Source organism: Novosphingobium marinum (assembly GCF_013408095.1).
In the GTDB taxonomy this organism is placed as follows: Bacteria; Pseudomonadota; Alphaproteobacteria; order Sphingomonadales; family Sphingomonadaceae; genus Novosphingobium; species Novosphingobium marinum.
Genome location: NZ_JACBZF010000001.1, coordinates 473,125 through 491,154, shown reverse-complemented (window position 1 = coordinate 491,154; position 18,030 = coordinate 473,125). Strand labels below are relative to the sequence as shown.

Sequence of the window (18,030 nt, the reverse complement as noted above, 5' to 3'; positions counted from 1 at the left end):
GCAATGTGGGGAGGATCAATTGGTGCTATAATAATCTTGTAACGAGCGTACTTCAAGCTGGCTGCCTCGCATGGCGGCGATGGCCTCGCTCGCGGCCCGGCTTGCCGCCGCGGTCGTGAAGTACGGAATCTTCTCGGTCAGCGCCGTCGCGCGGATCGAATGCGAGTCCTTCAGCGACTGCCAGCCTTCGGTCGTGTTGAAGATCAGCGCGATCTCGCCGTCGATCATCTTGTCGACGATATGAGGGCGTCCCTCCGCCACCTTGTTGACGCGCTCGACCGGCAGGCCGGCATCGGCGAGGTACTTCTGCGTGCCGCCCGTCGCGACGATGCGGAAGCCCTGTTCGACGAGCTCCTTTACGGCAGGCAGGATGTACTCCTTGTCGCTGTTCTTGACCGACACGAAGGCGGTGCCTTCCTCGGGCAGGTGCATGCCCGCACCGAGCTGGGCCTTGGCGAACGCCAGCGGGAAATTCTTGTCGATTCCCATCACTTCGCCGGTGGACTTCATTTCCGGACTGAGCACCGGATCGACACCGGGGAACTTGGAGAACGGGAAGACCGCCTCCTTCACCGCCATGTAGCTGATGTCGCGTACGAGCGGCGGGAAATCGGCCAGTTTCTCGCCCGCCATGATGCGTGAGGCGATCTTGGCGACCGGCTGGCCGATGGCCTTGGCAACGAACGGAACGGTGCGGCTGGCGCGCGGGTTCACTTCGATGAGGTAGACTTCCTCGTCCTTCACCGCGAACTGCACGTTCATCAGCCCGCGAACCTTGAGGCCGCGGGCAAGCGCCCCGGCCTGCCGGATCATCTCGTCGACAACCGCCTCGGACAGGCTGTGCGTCGGCAGGGTGCAGGCACTGTCGCCCGAGTGGATGCCCGCCTCCTCGATGTGCTGCATGACGCCCGCCACGACGACCTCGTCGCCGTCGCAAAGCGCGTCGACATCGCACTCGATAGCGTCGCGCAGGTACTGGTCGATCAGTACCGGGCTGTCGCCCGACACGGTAACGGCGCTGGCGATGTAGTCGTCGAGCTGCGACTGGCTGTCGACGATTTCCATGGCGCGCCCGCCCAGCACGTAGCTGGGTCGGATCAGCACGGGATAGCCGATGCGGTTCGCCACTGCGACCGCCTCGTCGCGGCTGCGTGCGATGCCGTTAGCAGGCTGCTTGAGCTTGAGCTTTTCGACAAGCGCGGCGAACCGCTCGCGGTCCTCGGCCAGGTCGATGGCGTCGGGCGACGTGCCGAGGATCGGGATTCCCGCATATTCGAGCGCGGCCGCAAGTTTCAGCGGCGTCTGTCCGCCGAACTGCACGATCACGCCTGCAAGCTCGCCCTTCTCCTGCTCGACGCGCAGGATCTCCAGTACGTCCTCGCCGGTCAGCGGTTCGAAGTAGAGGCGGTCGGACGTGTCGTAGTCGGTGGAAACCGTCTCCGGGTTGCAGTTGATCATGATCGTCTCGTACCCGGCATCGGCAAGCGCGAAGCAGGCGTGGACGCAGCAATAGTCGAATTCGATGCCCTGCCCGATGCGGTTCGGACCGCCGCCGAGGATGACTACCTTCTTGCGGTCGGAGGGCATCGCCTCGTCCTCGGCTTCGCCGAACAGCGGCGTTTCGTAGGTCGAGTACATGTAGGGCGTGATCGCCTCGAATTCGGCGGCGCAACTGTCGATCCGCTTGAAGACGGGGAAGACGCCGTGCTTCCAGCGCAGCGCGCGCACTTCGGACTCGCTCGTCGCGCCCGCCATCGCGCGCAGCGTATCGTGCAGGAGGCCCGAGCGCAGCGCCTGTGTCTCTCCCAGGCCGCCGGCGACGTGGACAGAGCGCACCGCCAGCTTGGCGAGGCGAGCGTCGGAAAAGCCCATCGCCTTCAGGCGGCGCAGGCCCGCCGCGTCGTTGGGCAGTCCCTCGCTGATGATATTCTGCTCCTCGAGGACGATGTCCTCGATGTGCCGCAGGAACCAGCGGTCGTAGTGCGTGATCGCGTGGATGTCCTCGACCGTGAAGCCTTCGCGGAACGCCTGTGCAGCCTTGAGCAGCCGGTCGGGCGTCGCCCTGGCGAGCGCGGCGGCGATTTCTTCGCGGCTTGCGCCTTCCAGTTCCTCGACCCGGTTGAAGCCGTCCAGCCCGGTTTCGAGGCCGCGCAGCGCCTTCTGCACCGATTCCTTGAAGTTGCGGCCGATCGCCATGACCTCGCCGACCGACTTCATCGCGGTCGAAAGCTCGGCCTTCGCGCCCTTGAACTTCTCGAAGGCGAAACGCGGGATCTTGGTGACGACGTAGTCGATGGTCGGCTCGAAGCTGGCGGGAGTCGCGCCGGTGATCTCGTTGGTGATCTCGTCGAGGGTGTAGCCGACCGCCAGCTTGGCCGCGACGCGCGCGATGGGAAAGCCGGTGGCCTTCGAAGCGAGCGCCGACGAGCGCGAGACGCGCGGGTTCATCTCGATGACGATCAGCCGCCCGGTCTTGGGATCGACTGCGAACTGTACGTTCGAACCGCCTGTTTCGACGCCGATTTCGCGCAGAACCTCGAGCGAGGCGGTGCGCATGATCTGGTATTCCTTGTCGGTCAGCGTCAGCGCCGGGGCGACGGTGATCGAATCGCCGGTATGCACGCCCATCGGATCGACGTTCTCGATCGCGCAGATGATGATGCAGTTGTCGTTCCTGTCGCGAACGACCTCCATCTCGTACTCTTTCCAGCCGAGTAGCGATTCCTCGATGAGGACTTCGGTGCGCGGGCTGGCGTCGAGGCCGTCACGCACAATCTGCTCGAACTCGGAACGGTTGTAGGCAACCCCGCCGCCGGTGCCGCCGAGCGTGAAGCTGGGGCGGATGATCGCGGGCAACCCGGTCGTTTCGAGTACCTTGTAGGCCTCGTCCATCGTGTGCGCGACCCCCGAGCGCGCGGATTCGAGGCCGATGCTGTCCATCGCCTCGCGAAACCGCTGGCGGTTCTCGGCCTTGTCGATGGCGTCCGCGTTGGCACCGATCATGGTAACGCCGAACTTCTCGAGCGTGCCGTTCTCGAACAGGTCGAGCGCGCAGTTGAGCGCGGTCTGGCCGCCCATCGTGGGGAGCAGCGCGTCGGGCCGCTCCTTCTCGATGACCTTGGCGACGACCTCGGGCGTGATCGGCTCGATGTAGGTGGCGTCGGCCATGTCGGGATCGGTCATGATCGTGGCCGGGTTGGAGTTCACCAGGATCACCCGGTAGCCTTCTTCCTTCAGCGCCTTGATCGCCTGCGTGCCCGAATAGTCGAACTCGCACGCCTGGCCGATGATGATGGGCCCCGCACCGATGACGAGGATCGAGGAGATGTCGGTTCTTTTGGGCATACGGCGAAATGTCCCGAAACTAGAATGTGGTCAGTGCGATGCGGGCGGCGCGATCAGCGCAACATCCCCACGAATTTCTCGAACAGGTAGAAGCTGTCCTGCGGGCCGGGGCTGGCTTCGGGGTGGTACTGCACGCCGAACGCCTTCCTGCCGGTGAGCGCGATGCCGCAGTTGGTGCCGTCGAACAGCGAGACGTGGGTCTCCTCGACGCCTTCGGGCAAGGTCTTGCCGTCGACAGCGAAGCCGTGGTTCATGCTCGTGATCTCGACCACGCCGTCGGACTTGCGCTGCACCGGGTGGTTGGCGCCGCGGTGGCCCTGGAACATCTTGGCGGTCTTCGCGCCCGCCGCGATGGCGAGCATCTGGTGGCCGAGGCAGATGCCGAACAGAGGGATGTCGCGATCGAGCAGGCCCTTGATCGTCGGCACCGCGTACTGCCCCGTCGCCGCCGGATCGCCCGGCCCGTTCGACAGGAACACGCCGTCGGGCTTCAGTTCGAGGATCTTTTCGAGCGACGTTTCGGCGGGAACGACGGTAACGCGCGCCCCGGCCTTCACCAGGTTGCGGAAGATGTTGTCCTTCGCGCCGTAGTCGATCGCCACGACGTGCGGCCGCTCGTCGCGCGGGGAGCGCCCGTAGCCTTTTTCCAAGGTCCAGGTTGAACCTTCCCAGCCCTCCTCGATCTGGCGGCTGACGATCTTTGCCAGGTCCATGCCCTCGAGGCCCGGCCAGGCCTTCGCCTTCTGGACCAGCGCGGGCACGTCGAACGCGCCGTCGGGGTGGTGCGCGATGACCGCGTTGGGCGCGCCCGACTTGCGGATGCGGCGGGTAAGCGCGCGGGTGTCGACACCGGCGAGGCCGATCTTGCCGTGATCGCGCAGCCAGTTGCCGAACTCGCCGCGCGAGCGGAAGTTCGATGCCTGCGTCACGTCCTCGCGCACGATGCAGCCGACGGCGCTGTCGACGCGCGATTCGATGTCTTCCTCGTTGATCCCGACGTTGCCGATATGCGGGAAGGTGAAGGTGACGATCTGCCCGGCATAGGACGGGTCGGTAATCACTTCCTGGTATCCGGTCATCGAGGTGTTGAAGCAGACCTCGCCCACGGCATCGCCGATGGCGCCGAATCCGCGGCCCCAGATGACCTGGCCGTCGGCGAGGACGAGGACCCCCGTCGCTCCTTCGGGTTTGGGCGCGTGCGAAGATGCGGGGTCGGCCATGCGGGTCGCTCCGTTCGTTGGGTCCGGACAATGGGTGCTAAGGCCCACCGGCTAAAGGTGGACAGTGCCCCCGTCAAGCTGGCAAAACCGGCACGAAGCGCCTAGGTTCCCATGTTCCGCCGTGCTTTCGGCGACGATCCTTTCTAATGAGAGACTTATGCTACGCGACTCCCTCAAGTCCGCGCAGGTCGCGGCGATGAAATCGGGCGACAAGCCCCGCCTGCAGGCAATCCGGCTCATTCTCGCCAAGGTCAAGGACCGCGACATCGAGCTGCGCACCGCCGAAAAGAAGCCCGAGGACGATGCGCTCATCGTCGAGGTTCTCCAGAAAATGGCGAAGCAGCGCCGCGAATCCATCGACCTGTTCGAGCAGGGCGGGCGCGAGGAGCGCGCGGCAGAGGAACGCGCCGAACTCGCCGTGATCGAGGAATTCCTGCCGCAGCAGATGGGCGAGGAGGAAACGAAAGCCGCGATCGAGCAGGTCAAGGCCGACACCGGGGCCGAGGGCATGAAGGACATGGGCAAGGTCATGGCCGAGCTGAAGGCGCGGCACGGTGCCCAGCTCGACATGAGCAAGGCCAGCGGCCTCGTGAAAGCCTCGCTGGCCTGAGGCGGGCGGGCGGCATGGCGCTTTCCCCCCAATGGCTCGACGAGCTGCGCTCTCGCCTGACGCTTTCGAGCGTGATCGGGCGGAGCACGCGGCTTACGAAGGCCGGGCGGGAATTCAAGGCCTGCTGCCCCTTCCATAACGAGAAGACGCCCAGCTTCACCGTTTCCGACGAAAAGGGATTCTACCACTGCTTCGGCTGCGGCGCGCATGGGGACGTGATCCGCTGGATGACCGACCAGCGCGGCCTTTCGTTCATGGACGCGGTGAAGGAACTGGCCTCGGAGGCGGGGATGGACGTCCCCGCCCCCGACCCGCGCGAGGCCCGCCGTGCCGAACAGCGCGCCTCGCTGCACGACGTCATGGCGGCGGCGCAGGAGTGGTTCGTCGCGAACCTGCGGGGTCCGGATGGCGAGAAGGCACGGCGCTACCTTGAGGGGCGCGGCTTCGATGCGCATACGATCGCGCGGTTCGGTTTCGGCTATGCGCCCGAAGACCGGCAGGCGCTGAAGGCAGCGCTCCTGCAGTTTCCGGACGAGATGCTGGTCGAGGCGGGGCTGCGCATCGCGGTCGACGGGCGCGATCCCTACGACCGCTTCCGAGGGCGCCTGATGCTGCCCATCGAGGATACGCGCGGGCGCGTGATCGCGTTCGGCGGCCGCATTCTCGACGCGCAGAAGACCGACGCGCCCAAGTACCTCAACTCGCCCGATACGCCGCTGTTCGACAAGGGACGCACGCTATACAACCTGCACCGCGCCGCGCCCGCCGCGCGCCAGTCCGGGCGGCTGATCGTCGTCGAGGGGTACATGGACGCCATCGCGCTTTCCGCCGCCGGGATCGACGAGGTCGTGGCCCCGCTCGGCACCGCGCTGACCGAGCAGCAGATCGAACTCCTCTGGCGGCACGTGGAGACCCCCGTGCTCTGCTTCGATGGCGACGCGGCGGGCCAGCGCGCCGCGATGCGCGCCGTCTCGCGGGCGCTGCCGCTCCTGCGGCCCGCGCACAGCCTGCGGCTGGTGACGCTGCCGGCGGGTCTCGACCCCGACGACCTTTTGAAGAAACAGGGCGTTGCGGCGATGGAGCGCCTGCTGGCCGACGCGCGCGGCCTGCTCGACACGCTCTGGCTGCACGAGCGCGATGCGGCACCGCTCTCAACGCCGGAGGACAAGGCCGGCCTGAAGGCGCGATTGCTCGACCATGTCGATGCCATCGCGCATCCCGATATCAAGGCTCTCTACAAGCGCGAACTGCTCGAACGCTTCTCAGCCTATGCCTTTCCGCCGCGCCAGCGGACGTGGCGCGGCAAACCTGCCGATGGCGCCGTTTCCCGGCCTCCGAGCGCCGAGAACGTCGCGAAACTGCGTGCCGCCATCGGCACCGGGGGCCGGGATGCGCTCTCGGCTGCGGTGATCGCCGGTCTCATCCGCTTTCCGGAGGAGATCGCCCGTCACGACGAATCGCTCGCCCGCCTGGCTGCGAGCGATCGGCGATTCGGCATCCTGCTCGATAGCTGCGACGCCGTGGATTCGCTTGAAAGCGAAGGCCTTGCGCCCATATTGTCCGCAAAAGGACTGGAAGTGCCGGCACCTTCCGAGTACGCCGCCCGTCCCTTCGGTTTCCTGCGTCCCGATACGCCGCGCGATCTTGCGGTTTCGGAGCTTGCGCAGGCGATCGATCTCCTGGTCGAGCGGCCCGCGCTGGAAGCGGCCCTTGCCGAGGCGACCGAACGGTTCGAAAGCGAGCTTTCGGAGGAGGCATACGAGGAACAGCAGCGCTTGCTGAAGAGAAAACTGGAATTTGACGCAAGGCTCAGGCAAATGGCCAGTTCGCGCGCGGCGGTTCCCTGAACGATACCCTCGAGGAATACGGCTTAGTACATGAAGCTCGACAAGAACGAAGAAGCACAGGGCGACAAGGCGGACGGCAACGACGCACCGCTGATCGATCTCAACGAAGCCTCGATCAAGAAGCTGATCGCGCGCGCCAAGCGCCGCGGCTACATCACCTATGACGAGCTGAACGAAGCGCTCCCGCAGGGCGAGATGTCCTCCGACCAGATCGAGGACATCCAGTCCGCGATTTCGGAGATGGGCGTCCAGATCGTCGAGAACGACGAGGATGCGCAGGGCGAGGACGACCAGGGCCCCGACGAGATCGACGACAGCAGCGATTCGAGCTCGCCCAAGCCGCCGACCGAGACCAAGAAGAAGGAAACCGTCGAACGCACCGACGACCCGGTGCGCATGTACCTGCGCGAGATGGGCGCGGTCGAACTGCTCAGCCGCGAGGGCGAGATCGCCATCGCCAAGCGCATCGAAGCCGGGCGCGACACGATGATCCTGGGGCTGTGCGAGAGCCCAATCACCTTCCATGCGATCATTCTCTGGTCCGAGGCACTCAACAACGGCGAGATGCAGCTTCGCGAGATTCTCGATCTCGACGCGATGCTGACGAAGGAGCCTGCGCCGGAGAGCCTTTCCGACGACGAGGACGACGACAGCGGCGAAATCAACGAGGCAACTGCAGGCCCGTCCTACAAGGAAGACGACGACGAGGACGACGAGGAAGAGTCCTCGGGCGACGACGACGAGGACGGCGAAGGATCTTCGAACCGCCGCAACGACGACGACGAGGACGACAACACCCTCAGCCTCGCGCAGATGGAAGCGGCGCTGAAGCCCGAGGCGCTCGAGAAATTCGCGACGATCACCGAGCTCTTCCGCAAGTTCGAGAAAATCCAGACCGAACGGCTCGATGCGCTGGGTGTCGGCAACGATTTCCCTGCCGCCCGGGAAAAGAAATACCAGGAACTGCGCGAGGAACTGACCGCGCAGGTCGAATCGGTGCAGTTCCATGCGACGAAGATCGAGTACCTCGTCGACAACCTTTATGCTTTCAATCGCCGGCTGACCGCGCTGGGCGGGCAGATGCTTCGCCTTGCCGAGCGTCACAAGGTGCCGCGCAAGGATTTCCTTCAGCAGTACGTGGGCCGCGAGCTCGACGATGTCTGGCTCCAGGACATGTCGAAGAAGGACAAGAAGTGGGCTGCTTTCGCCGAATCCGAGGGTGACACGGTCGAGCGAATCCGTGCCGAGGTTGCGGACATTGCCGCTGCGACCGGCATGTCGCTCCCCGAATTCCGCCGCATCGTCAACATGGTCCAGAAGGGCGAGCGCGAGGCGCGTATCGCGAAGAAGGAAATGGTCGAGGCCAACCTGCGCCTCGTCATCTCGATCGCCAAGAAGTACACGAACCGCGGGCTGCAATTCCTCGACCTCATCCAGGAAGGCAACATCGGCCTGATGAAGGCGGTCGACAAGTTCGAGTACCGCCGCGGCTACAAGTTCTCGACCTATGCCACCTGGTGGATCCGGCAGGCGATCACCCGCTCGATCGCCGATCAGGCGCGCACGATCCGGATCCCGGTCCACATGATCGAGACGATCAACAAGCTGGTGCGGACGAGCCGCCAGTTCCTCCACGAGCAGGGCCGCGAGCCCACGCCCGAGGAAATGGCCGAGCGCCTGTCGATGCCGCTCGAGAAGGTTCGCAAGGTGATGAAGATCGCCAAGGAGCCGATCTCCCTTGAAACGCCGATCGGCGACGAGGAGGATTCGCATCTCGGCGATTTCATCGAGGACAAGAACGCGATCATCCCGGTCGACGCCGCGATCCAGTCGAACCTCAAGGAAACGGTCACGCGTGTCCTTGCCAGCCTCACCCCGCGCGAGGAGCGCGTGCTGCGCATGAGGTTCGGCATCGGCATGAATACCGATCACACGCTCGAGGAAGTGGGCCAGCAGTTCTCGGTCACGCGCGAGCGTATCCGGCAGATCGAGGCGAAGGCGCTGCGCAAGCTCAAGCACCCGAGCCGCAGCCGCAAGATGCGCTCGTTCCTCGACCAGTAGGCATCCGGGGGCGATTGCCGTCCCCTGCCATGCAAGGTCAGGCGGGTTCGAGCAGCTTCGATACCATTTCGGCGATGCGTTCGCTCGACGCGGGCTTCGATACGATGGGCGCACCGATCCGTTCGACGAGTTCCCCGTGCCGATCGAGGTCGCCCGTGTGCAGGAAGAACGGGATTCCCCGCTCCTTCAGCAGTTCCGCCGCCGGTTCGCACGTCTCGCCCCCGCCAAGGTTGACGTCGAGGATCGCCGCATCGATTCGCTCTCGCCCGATTGCCTCGATGGCTTCCTCGCACGAGCTTGAGGTGACAGCGGCGTAGCCGGCATCCTCAAGCGCGAACGACAGATCCATGAGGATCATCGGTTCGTCCTCGAGGATGAGGACCTTCACGTTCCTGTCGTCCATGTATTGACCTGGATTTCGCTCGGATGGCGAACCGGAAGCCTTAGCCTTGCCTGCAGGCCGGAGCGGTCCCATTCGCGCCTGAGTTCCCCCGAAGTGGGGCCGAGCAGAGTGTCGATGATGTTGAAGCCGGTTCCCTCGTCGGCGGCCGGCGGCTCCTCGATGGCAGGTCCGCCCTTCTCGGCCCATTCGACAACGAGGAACTGCTTCGATGCCTTCTCGTCGTTCTCGGCAAACCAGTCGACCTCGAGCTGGCCGTCGTCGTTGGACAGCGCGCCGTACTTGTGCGCGTTCGTCGCGAGTTCGTGCAGGGCGAGACCGAGCGTCGAGACGACGTTCGGGTCGACCCGAAGGCCGTTACCCCTGAAAGCGATGCGATCCCCGGCGACGTCGTAGGGGGCAAGGACCGCCTTGATCGCCTGTCCGACCTCGATCGTCCCGTGCGACGCTTCGTCGAGCGTCGGCTCGTATGCCCTGGCAAGCGCGTGGATGCGCTCGTTGATACGCCGGGCGATCGGCCTCCCGTCCATCAGGCGCCCGGTCACGCTGACGATACCGCCGATGACCGAGAACATGTTCTTCATCCGGTGCGACAGTTCGCGAGCCATTGCCTTGGCGTGCTTTTCGTCGGCACGGGCGATCATGACGTCCGATACGTCCCACTGACTTCCAAAGAAGTAGATCAGCCTGCCGTCATCGCCGTAGATCGGACCGAGGTGGAGCGCGTTCCAGAAGGTGCTGCCGTCCTTGCGATAATTGAGGAGTTCGACAACGACCACGTTCTCGTTCTCGATGGCGTGGCGTATCTTGGCGACCTGCTCCGGGTCGGTGCCGGGGCCCTGAAGGAAGCGGCAATTGCGGCCGATAACCTCCTCCTCGTCGTAGCCGGTGAGTTGCCGGAAAGCGCGGTTGGCAAACACGATGGGCTGGTCCGGCCCATCGGGATCGACCAGGCATATCGCCATGCGGGTCTGCGCCATCGCCTGCTCGAACAGGACGCCCGAAGCGCTGGAGAAATCCTCGCTTACGTGCGAATTCCTGAATCGTGAGGGGCTGTCGTCGAAGACCTGGTGCGCCTGGCGGCTGTCTCTTGGTTTACGAGTGTCGTCGTTCGCGCTGTCGTTGCTCATCTGGGCCCTGAAGTGAATTGTGAGGGTCGGAACGAGTAACGCGGAAGTCCGGATTTTGCTCCCGGACCCGGGCTTCTGCCGACGCAGGATGCGGAACGCCGGTGCCCGGAGTAACGCCGTGGTGCCAGCGTCGATTTTCCCCGGCCAGAGGTGGCCAAGCGAGGCCTTTGCCCCTATCTCGCGTGCGACAAACGAGTCACCATCCTGTAAAGAACGTCTTCATGCGCATCGCCATCGCTTCTGACCATGCCGCCGTCGACCTGAAAGCCGAACTGCGCGAGCACCTGATCGAGCAGGGACACGAGGTCGCGGACCTCGGCCCGGACACCGCCGACAGGGTCGATTATCCCGATTTCGGCTACAAACTCGCCGCGGTCGTGGCCGATGGCACGGCCGAACGCGGCGTCGCGTTGTGTGGTTCTGGCATCGGTATCTCGATGGCGGTCAACCGCAATCCGGCGTGCCGTTGCGCGCTGGTATCGGAGCCGCTTTCGGCCGCCCTCTCGCGCGAGCACAACGATGCGAACTGCATCGCGATGGGCGCGCGCCTGACCGGCCCCGACATGGCGAAAGCCTGTCTCGACGCCTTTCTCTCCACCGATTTCGGCGGCGGTCGTCATGCCGGCCGGGTCGAAAAGCTCTCCAACCCTTCCTGAAGTAAAGGCTCGCGCCATGACCACCGAAACCCTCGTCCGCGCCCCCGGCTTCTTCACCGACAGCCTTGCGACAAGCGATCCCGACGTCGCCGCCGCCATCGGCAGCGAGCTCAGGCGCGAGAGGAAGCAGATCGAGCTGATCGCGAGCGAGAACATCGTCTCGAAAGCCGTGCTGGAAGCGCAGGGCTCGGTCCTCACGAACAAGTACGCGGAAGGCTACCCCGGCAAGCGCTACTATCAGGGTTGCGGGCCGTCGGACGAGGTCGAGACGCTGGCCATCGACCGCGCAAAGAAGCTTTTCGGCTGCGATTTCGCCAACGTGCAGCCCCATTCGGGCGCGCAGGCCAACGGCGCGGTGCTGCTCGCCACAGTCAAGCCGGGCGACACGATCCTGGGCATGAGCCTCGATGCCGGCGGCCACCTCACCCATGGCGCCAAGGCCGCGCTTTCGGGCAAGTGGTTCAACGCCGTGCAGTACGGCGTGACCCGCGACACGCACCTCATCGACTACGACGAGGTCGAGCGGCTGGCCAAGGAACATCGTCCCAGCCTGATCATCGCGGGCGGCAGCGCCTATCCGCGCATCATCGACTTCGCCCGATTCCGCGTGATCGCCAACGAGGTTGGCGCGATCTTCCATGTCGACATGGCGCACTTCGCGGGGCTGGTCGCGGCCGGCGTGCACCCCTCGCCCTTTCCGCATGCGCATATCGCGACCACAACGACGCACAAGACCCTGCGCGGTCCGCGCGGCGGCATGATCCTGACCAATGACGAGAAGCTTGCAAAGAAGCTGAATTCGGCGGTGTTCCCCGGCCTGCAGGGCGGCCCGCTGATGCATGTCATCGCCGCCAAGGCTGTCGCATTCGGCGAGGCGCTCCGCCCCGAGTTCAAGGACTATTCGGCCAGGGTGGTCGAGAACGCGAAGGTCCTTGCTGCGACCCTGAAGGACCGCGGCGCCGAAGTGGTCGCGGGCGGCACCGATACGCACGTGGCGCTGATCGACCTCACTCCGCTCGGTGTCACCGGCAAGGATGCCGACGAGGCGCTGGAGCGCGCCGGTATCACCTGCAACAAGAACGGCATTCCGTTCGATCCGCTGCCGCCCGTCAAGACAAGCGGCATCCGCGTCGGCACGCCCGCCGGCACGACGCGCGGTTTCGGACCCGCAGAATTCCGCGAGATAGGTCATATGGTCGCAGACGTTCTCGACGGGCTTGCCCGCAAGGGCGAGGAAGGCGACCCTGCGCTGGAAGCCGAAGTCCGCTTGCGGGTCGAGGCACTTTGCGACCGCTTCCCTATCTACGAAGGATAAGGTGATGGAACAGGACAATCGTGATCCCCGTGGCGGCAGCAGCTTCAGCCGCGATGCGCGTGAGGAACTTGCCGGAATGCTCCAGGACGGCTTCGACCACCCTTCGACCAAGCCGGTGCTTGCCTGGGGCGCGATGGGCGCGGTCGCGGCCGCGATCCTGCCGGTCGTGGGCGTTCCGCTCGGCTTTGCGGCGGGTGCGGGATACAAGTTCTACAAGCGCATTCGTCCCGACTGATGGCGGCATAGATGCGCTGCCCGTTCTGCGCGCATGACGACAGCCAGGTAAAGGACTCGCGCCCGACCGACGATTCCACCGCGATCCGCCGGCGGCGCCAGTGCTCCGGCTGCGGTGCGCGCTTCACGACCTTCGAACGCATCCAGCTTCGCGAAGTCACGGTCGTCAAGTCGAACGAAAAGCGCGAGGCGTTCGACCGGTCGAAGCTGGAGCAATCGGTAACGCTTGCCTGCCGCAAGCGCGCCATATCGCGCGAACGCATCGACCAGCTCGTTTCCGGCGTCCAGAGACAAGTCGAAACACTCGGCGAAAGCGAGATCGCCTCCAAGGAGATCGGCGAGATGGTGATGGACGGGCTGCGCCAGCTCGATACCGTCGCCTACATCCGCTTCGCCAGTGTCTACCGCGACTTCACCGAGGCGCGCGACTTCGAGGAATTTGCCAGCACGGTGCGCGATGCCGGAAGTTCCTGAGATGACCGACACTGTCGGCCCCCCGCCCGCCATAGTCCTCGTCCGCCCGCAACTGGGCGAGAACATCGGCAAGGCGGCGCGCGCGATGCTCAATTTCGGGCTCACCGAATTGCGGCTGGTCGCTCCGCGCGACGGATGGCCCAACCCTAGCGCCGGCCCGGCAGCAGCGGGCGCCGACACGGTGCTCGAGAGCGCACGCGTGTTCGATACCCTGGCCGAGGCAGTCGGCGATTGCCCGCATGTCTATGCCACGACCGTGCGCAAGCGCGGTGTGACCAAGCCGGTGGTCTCGCCCGAGCAGGCGGCCGCGGGAATCCACGGCGTCACCGCGCGATCCGCGATTGTCTTCGGCCCTGAGCGTTCGGGCCTGGAAACCGACGAGGTCGCCCTTGCCCGCTCGATCCTCACGGTTCCTATCAATCCCGACTTCGCCTCGCTCAACCTCGCGCAGGCGGTGATCCTGTGCGCCTACGAATGGTCGAAGGCAAAGGGGCTGGTTCAGCCGACCGCCGAGGAGCAGTTGCCGCCTGCTCCACAGGAGGAACTCGAAGGCCTCGTAGGCCATTTCGAAGCGCTGCTCGAGCCGCGAAAGTACTTCTGGCCCGAAAGCCGCGCTGCCGCGTCGCGCCGAACCTTGCGCAACATGCTGACCAAGCCGGGCTGGAACTCGCTGGAAGTGCGGACCATGCGCGGCGTGCTCTCCACGCTCGAACGCGAGCCCGGCAGTCGCGACTAGCCTTCGCGCCGCTCGTCCCAGCGGTCGAATTCGTAGGCGATCGATCCCTCGACGAGCCGTTCCCAGATCTCGCCCACGACCTCGGCCGGTATGGCGTGCGCGTCCGCATGCGCGCGCGCATTGGCGATGACTTCGGCCTTGCGCGCCTCGTCGCGGACCTGGCCGCGTTCGGGCTTGATCCGCGCGGCGGCGCGCATGTATCCGAAGCGGGTGGCGAGCAGGCGCACGATCTCGGCATCTAGGGCGTCGATCCCGGCACGCACTTCGGCCATGGTCTCGCATTCGTCGGGCGGCAGGGTCTTGTCCGGCATGGAAGGCCCCTAGCCGCGCTCCGCGCCCGCGTCGAGTGGGGCCTGCACATGCTTGACTTTCGCGCAAACCATCGTAAGGGCACCCCTTCACTTGGACCCCGCCCAACCGGCGGGCTCGTCCTGTCGGCCCCGCACCCCGGTGAAGCGGTGGCCGCGCTGCGCAGCAAGGCGCAGCGGTGCGCCCCGGGACATTGAGAGCGCTGCCATGCCGGCGGCGACAGCAGATTGGAGACGACTTATGTCGAAGCGCAAGAGCGCCAAGTACAAACTCGACCGGCGCATGGGCGAGAACATCTGGGGCCGCCCGAAGAGTTCGGTCAACCGCCGCAGCTACGGCCCCGGCCAGCACGGCCAGCGCCGCAAGGGCAAGCTTTCTGACTTCGGTATCCAGCTTCGCGCCAAGCAGAAGCTCAAGGGCTACTACGGCGACGTTACCGAGAAGCAGTTCAAGCGCACCTACCAGGAAGCGTCCAAGATGAAGGGCGACACCGGCCAGAACCTGATCGGTCTGCTCGAGCAGCGGCTGGACATGGTCGTCTATCGCGCGAAGTTCGCCCCGACGATCTTCGCCGCGCGCCAGATCGTCTCGCACGGCCACATCCGCGTGAACGGCGTGAAGTGCAACATCGCCAGCCGCCGCGTGAAGATCGGCGACGTCGTGTCGCTGGGCGACAAGGCCAAGGAAATGGCCCTCGTGATCGAGGCGCAGGCCCTGCCCGAGCGCGAGATTCCCGATTACGTCTCGCCCGAGGGCAACGACAAGATCACTTTCGTGCGCGTGCCCACGCTCGACGAGGTGCCCTATCCCGTGAAGATGGAACCGAACCTCGTCGTCGAGTTCTATTCGCGCTGATACTCTCGCACAGGCGAACGACAGGGGCGGTCCTTGGGGGCCGCCCTTTTCGTATGCGCGCGACAATCAGCCCTTGGCGGGCATGCCGAGCTGCTTGCGCGTCCACTTCCAGAGAGCGTCGACCTCTCCGGCGGCCTTGCCTTCGGGTTCGGCCTCCGAAGCGACTTCGCCCGATGCCGACGACTTGTGGAAGGCCGCGCGCTCGCCGAAGCGGACAGGGCAGACCTTGAGGCCGAGCTTCTCGACGAACCGGGTCGTCTCGTCGATCAGCCTGGTTGCCCGCGCGGGTACGGCATTGAGCACCACGAACGCCGGCTTGCGGACGAAATTCACAAGTTCGGCGGTCGCCTCGGTCGCGTGCAGGTCGAAAGCTCGCGGACGCGCCGGGATCAGGACGAGGTCGGCCGCCCGCACCGCTTCCCGGGCCGAGGAATCGCCGAGCGGGGGCGTGTCGATGACGACGAATTCGGCGCCGGCGCGGGTCACCCGCTGGATCGTGCTGACGATCCGGACCGGCGGGCAGGTCACCACCTCGGGAAGGAAATCGCCGCGCCAGTCCCCCCACGCGGCTGCCGTCGCCTGCGGATCGGTATCCACGATGCACGCCTGCCGCCCGCTGTAGGCGGCGCAGGTGGCGAGATGGAGTGCTAGCGTCGTCTTTCCCGAACCGCCCTTCTGGCTGACGATGGCGACGGTGGGCATGTGGCGAGACTCCCTGATTGACGGGTCGCCCATATTCCTATGCTGCAACTGCGAAGTCCAGCCCGGCGGCAGGACTTGTCAACCGTTGAGATATTCGCGCCGGAACTGCGTGGCGAAGCCGGCGAACCGGCCCTCTCCGATCGCTTCGCGCATCGCCTGCATCAGTTGCTGGTAGAAGCCCAGGTTGTGCTCGGTCATCAGCATCGCGCCGAGCATCTCCCCCGCCTTGACGAGGTGATGCAGGTAGGCGCGCGAATAGGTCGCGCAGGTCGGGCACGTACAACGCTCGTCGAGCGGCCCGGTATCCTCGGCAAAGCGCGCGTTGCGAAGGTTGATCGCACCGTTCCAGGTGAACGCCTGCCCGTTGCGCCCCGAACGCGTCGGCAGCACGCAATCGAACATGTCGACCCCGCGCTCGACTGCACCCACAAGGTCGTCGGGCTTGCCGACACCCATGAGGTAGCGCGGACGGTCCGCGGGAAGCTGGTCAGGCGCGAAGTCCAGCGTCGCGAACATCGCTTCCTGCCCCTCGCCGACTGCGAGGCCTCCGATCGCGTAACCGTCGAAGCCGATATCGACGAGTGCATCCGCGCTCTGCCGGCGGAGTTCCTCGTCGAGCGCGCCTTGCTGGATGCCGAACAGCGCCGCTCCTTCCGCGTGCTCTCCGCCCGCATAGAAGCCCTCGCGGCTGCGCCTGGCCCATCGCATCGACATTTCCATCGAACGGGCGATCTCGTCACGCGGCTGGTCGGCGCGCGGGCACTCGTCGAACGCCATGACGATGTCGGAGCCGAGCAGGCGCTGGATTTCCATCGAGCGTTCGGGCGTCAGCAGGTGCCGCGATCCGTCGAGGTGGCTTGCAAAGGTGACGCCTTCCTCGGTGATCTTCCTCAGGTCCGACAGGCTCATCACCTGGTACCCGCCGCTGTCGGTCAGGATCGGGCGGGGCCAGTTCATGAAGCGGTGGAGTCCGCCAAGCTTCGCGACCCGCTCCGCGCCGGGGCGCAGCATCAGGTGATACGTATTGCCAAGGATGATGTCGGCGCCGCTTTCCCGCACCGCCTCGGGCTTCATCGCCTTTACCGTCGCGGCGGTGCCGACCGGCATGAAGGCGGGCGTGCGAATCTCGCCGCGCGGCATCGCGATGGTACCGGTACGGGCCCCTCCGTCGGTCGCCCGGATCGTGAAATCGAAACGCGCCATCCGCTCTCAGAAACCGTAGACCAGCGTGAAGCGTGACAGCGTATCGGTGCTGACGGCTCCGGCCGGCGGGTCGGTGTCGTGCTCGACGGTATAAGAGAGCCGTGCTTTCAGCCCGTCGGACATCCCGGCTTCGAGGCCGGTCGCCGAAATCAGCGTCGTATTGTCGGCTTCGAGGTAGGCGCTGGCGTCCTGCGTCAGCTTGACGGCCTCGGCGATCTGCCAGTCGAAATCGAGCGAGGCGAGGCCCGACCACGAGGCATCGGATGCGCCGCCGACGAACTCGGTCCGTCGCCATGCGGGGCCGGCTTCCACCGCCAGGGTCATGTCCTCGCTGTCCACCAGCTTGTAGCCGACGCCGCCGGACAGCGTGTAGCGGGCGCTGTACCCCTGGAACCGGTCGCGTTCGTACTGGGCGAGCCCGAAGAGGAAGAACCCGTCGTCGACGGTGTAGCGCGGACGGTAGGCCGCCAGGTACTGCTCGCGCGTGGTGCGGCCCCGGTCGCGCTGGTAATCCGCGCGCAACCGCAGTTGATGCTCCCAGTCGATCCCCTTCCGCTCCAGCTTGAGCCCGACCGCGAAGCCGAGATTGCTCGTATTACCGGTCGCGCGGAAAGCCCCGATCTCGCCCTCGCCGGTCCAGAGTTCGAGAATACCGGCGTCGCGAACGCGTTCGGTTTCCTGCGCGGCTTCGCGTTTGGCAAGGCGCGCCTGCCGTTCCTCGAAGCGCTGGTACATGTCGTCGATCTCGGCGCTTTCGCCGGGTAGCGTGTCCTTGGCGACACGCACGACGGCATCGACGCTATCCTTGTCGCCGGTGCGCATCGCATTCTCGAGCATCGCGCGGACGGCCTCGGGCAATGCAGCCTGGGCCGGCGTGGCAAGGACGAAGCTGGCGACGAGCGGTACGGCAATTGCGGGCAGTCTCATGCCGCG

Annotated in this window: 17 protein-coding genes; 9 read left to right on the top strand and 8 right to left on the bottom strand. The window is 65.6% G+C overall.

The features are described from left to right. Positions 1-15 precede the first annotated feature (15 nt). Together carB and carA are read right to left on the bottom strand one after the other, a co-directional pair. On the bottom strand, positions 16-3,345 hold the full coding sequence (gene carB, locus FHS75_RS02315) for a carbamoyl-phosphate synthase large subunit (RefSeq protein ID WP_179406101.1): 3,330 nt from the start codon (positions 3,343-3,345) through the stop codon (positions 16-18). A gap of 53 nt (positions 3,346-3,398) precedes the next feature. Further along, entirely contained in the window at positions 3,399-4,565 is a 1,167-nt protein-coding gene (gene carA, locus FHS75_RS02310; protein ID WP_179406100.1) for a glutamine-hydrolyzing carbamoyl-phosphate synthase small subunit, read from the bottom strand. A 157-nt stretch (positions 4,566-4,722) separates the two neighbouring features. On the opposite strand from carA, the gene FHS75_RS02305 reads away from it, so the two are divergent. Genes FHS75_RS02305 through rpoD form a run of 3 tightly spaced genes read left to right on the top strand, consistent with a single transcriptional unit; the run spans position 4,723 to position 9,083 of the window. Further along, a complete protein-coding gene (locus FHS75_RS02305) occupies positions 4,723-5,175 on the top strand; it encodes a GatB/YqeY domain-containing protein (RefSeq protein WP_179406099.1) in 453 nt (150 codons plus the stop codon). Between the two features lie 14 nt (positions 5,176-5,189). Further along, positions 5,190-7,022: a DNA primase gene (dnaG, locus tag FHS75_RS02300; RefSeq protein WP_179406098.1), complete on the top strand. Its 1,833-nt coding sequence runs from the start codon at positions 5,190-5,192 to the stop codon at positions 7,020-7,022. Positions 7,023-7,052: 30 nt separating this feature from the next. Beyond that, entirely contained in the window at positions 7,053-9,083 is a 2,031-nt protein-coding gene (rpoD, locus tag FHS75_RS02295) for an RNA polymerase sigma factor RpoD (protein ID WP_179406097.1), read from the top strand. Between the two features lie 37 nt (positions 9,084-9,120). Here the strand turns inward: rpoD and FHS75_RS02290 are convergent, their stop codons facing one another. Beyond that, positions 9,121-9,486 (bottom strand): response regulator, encoded by a 366-nt coding sequence (locus FHS75_RS02290; RefSeq protein WP_179406096.1) that lies wholly within the window; start codon positions 9,484-9,486, stop codon positions 9,121-9,123. Beyond that, positions 9,468-10,613, bottom strand: coding sequence for a PAS domain-containing protein (locus FHS75_RS02285; RefSeq protein WP_179406095.1), 1,146 nt, complete (start codon positions 10,611-10,613; stop codon positions 9,468-9,470). Before FHS75_RS02285 ends, FHS75_RS02290 begins: the two co-directional genes overlap by 19 nt. A 221-nt stretch (positions 10,614-10,834) precedes the next feature. Here FHS75_RS02285 and rpiB point away from each other — a divergent pair, with 221 nt between their 5' ends. Genes rpiB through FHS75_RS02260 form a run of 5 tightly spaced genes read left to right on the top strand, consistent with a single transcriptional unit; the run spans position 10,835 to position 14,028 of the window. Beyond that, a complete protein-coding gene (rpiB, locus tag FHS75_RS02280) occupies positions 10,835-11,269 on the top strand; it encodes a ribose 5-phosphate isomerase B (RefSeq protein ID WP_179406094.1) in 435 nt (144 codons plus the stop codon). 16 nt (positions 11,270-11,285) lie between these two features. Then, positions 11,286-12,584: a serine hydroxymethyltransferase gene (glyA, locus tag FHS75_RS02275; protein WP_179406093.1), complete on the top strand. Its 1,299-nt coding sequence runs from the start codon at positions 11,286-11,288 to the stop codon at positions 12,582-12,584. A 4-nt stretch (positions 12,585-12,588) separates the two neighbouring features. Further along, positions 12,589-12,819 (top strand): hypothetical protein, encoded by a 231-nt coding sequence (locus FHS75_RS02270; RefSeq protein WP_179406092.1) that lies wholly within the window; start codon positions 12,589-12,591, stop codon positions 12,817-12,819. An 11-nt stretch (positions 12,820-12,830) separates the two neighbouring features. After that, entirely contained in the window at positions 12,831-13,292 is a 462-nt protein-coding gene (nrdR, locus tag FHS75_RS02265) for a transcriptional regulator NrdR (RefSeq protein ID WP_179406091.1), read from the top strand. Between the two features lies 1 nt (position 13,293). Next, positions 13,294-14,028: an RNA methyltransferase gene (locus FHS75_RS02260; protein WP_179406090.1), complete on the top strand. Its 735-nt coding sequence runs from the start codon at positions 13,294-13,296 to the stop codon at positions 14,026-14,028. Here FHS75_RS02260 and FHS75_RS02255 read toward each other — a convergent pair. Next, positions 14,025-14,339, bottom strand: a complete 315-nt coding sequence (locus FHS75_RS02255) for a chorismate mutase (RefSeq protein ID WP_179406089.1) — start codon at positions 14,337-14,339, stop codon at positions 14,025-14,027. The two genes, FHS75_RS02260 and FHS75_RS02255, sit on opposite strands and share 4 nt — an antisense overlap. A 238-nt stretch (positions 14,340-14,577) precedes the next feature. Between FHS75_RS02255 and rpsD the strand changes: the two genes are divergently transcribed. After that, a complete protein-coding gene (gene rpsD, locus FHS75_RS02250; protein ID WP_179406088.1) occupies positions 14,578-15,192 on the top strand; it encodes a 30S ribosomal protein S4 in 615 nt (204 codons plus the stop codon). Between the two features lie 66 nt (positions 15,193-15,258). Here rpsD and parA read toward each other — a convergent pair whose 3' ends face one another. The 3 genes from parA to FHS75_RS02235 all read right to left on the bottom strand — a co-directional run bounded on the left by parA (position 15,259) and on the right by FHS75_RS02235 (position 18,024). After that, entirely contained in the window at positions 15,259-15,894 is a 636-nt protein-coding gene (parA, locus tag FHS75_RS02245) for a ParA family partition ATPase (protein ID WP_179406087.1), read from the bottom strand. 78 nt (positions 15,895-15,972) lie between these two features. Continuing rightward, entirely contained in the window at positions 15,973-17,097 is a 1,125-nt protein-coding gene (tgt, locus tag FHS75_RS02240; RefSeq protein ID WP_179406086.1) for a tRNA guanosine(34) transglycosylase Tgt, read from the bottom strand. A 6-nt stretch (positions 17,098-17,103) separates the two neighbouring features. Continuing rightward, positions 17,104-18,024: a DUF481 domain-containing protein gene (locus FHS75_RS02235; protein WP_179406085.1), complete on the bottom strand. Its 921-nt coding sequence runs from the start codon at positions 18,022-18,024 to the stop codon at positions 17,104-17,106. Positions 18,025-18,030: the final 6 nt, after the last annotated feature.

What these genes read in the sequence shown, in the direction of transcription:
- FHS75_RS02260 (WP_179406090.1), top strand. Translation starts at nt 13,294, where the DNA reads ATGACCGACACTGTCGGCCCCCCGCCCGCCATAGTCCTCGTCCGCCCG.
- carA (WP_179406100.1), bottom strand. Translation starts at nt 4,565, where the DNA reads ATGGCCGACCCCGCATCTTCGCACGCGCCCAAACCCGAAGGAGCGACG.
- parA (WP_179406087.1), bottom strand. Translation starts at nt 15,894, where the DNA reads ATGCCCACCGTCGCCATCGTCAGCCAGAAGGGCGGTTCGGGAAAGACG.
- FHS75_RS02290 (WP_179406096.1), bottom strand. Translation starts at nt 9,486, where the DNA reads ATGGACGACAGGAACGTGAAGGTCCTCATCCTCGAGGACGAACCGATG.
- FHS75_RS02285 (WP_179406095.1), bottom strand. Translation starts at nt 10,613, where the DNA reads ATGAGCAACGACAGCGCGAACGACGACACTCGTAAACCAAGAGACAGC.
- FHS75_RS02235 (WP_179406085.1), bottom strand. Translation starts at nt 18,024, where the DNA reads ATGAGACTGCCCGCAATTGCCGTACCGCTCGTCGCCAGCTTCGTCCTT.
- dnaG (WP_179406098.1), top strand. Translation starts at nt 5,190, where the DNA reads ATGGCGCTTTCCCCCCAATGGCTCGACGAGCTGCGCTCTCGCCTGACG.
- tgt (WP_179406086.1), bottom strand. Translation starts at nt 17,097, where the DNA reads ATGGCGCGTTTCGATTTCACGATCCGGGCGACCGACGGAGGGGCCCGT.
- glyA (WP_179406093.1), top strand. Translation starts at nt 11,286, where the DNA reads ATGACCACCGAAACCCTCGTCCGCGCCCCCGGCTTCTTCACCGACAGC.
- FHS75_RS02270 (WP_179406092.1), top strand. Translation starts at nt 12,589, where the DNA reads ATGGAACAGGACAATCGTGATCCCCGTGGCGGCAGCAGCTTCAGCCGC.
- rpiB (WP_179406094.1), top strand. Translation starts at nt 10,835, where the DNA reads ATGCGCATCGCCATCGCTTCTGACCATGCCGCCGTCGACCTGAAAGCC.
- carB (WP_179406101.1), bottom strand. Translation starts at nt 3,345, where the DNA reads ATGCCCAAAAGAACCGACATCTCCTCGATCCTCGTCATCGGTGCGGGG.
- nrdR (WP_179406091.1), top strand. Translation starts at nt 12,831, where the DNA reads ATGCGCTGCCCGTTCTGCGCGCATGACGACAGCCAGGTAAAGGACTCG.
- rpsD (WP_179406088.1), top strand. Translation starts at nt 14,578, where the DNA reads ATGTCGAAGCGCAAGAGCGCCAAGTACAAACTCGACCGGCGCATGGGC.
- FHS75_RS02255 (WP_179406089.1), bottom strand. Translation starts at nt 14,339, where the DNA reads ATGCCGGACAAGACCCTGCCGCCCGACGAATGCGAGACCATGGCCGAA.
- FHS75_RS02305 (WP_179406099.1), top strand. Translation starts at nt 4,723, where the DNA reads ATGCTACGCGACTCCCTCAAGTCCGCGCAGGTCGCGGCGATGAAATCG.
- rpoD (WP_179406097.1), top strand. Translation starts at nt 7,053, where the DNA reads ATGAAGCTCGACAAGAACGAAGAAGCACAGGGCGACAAGGCGGACGGC.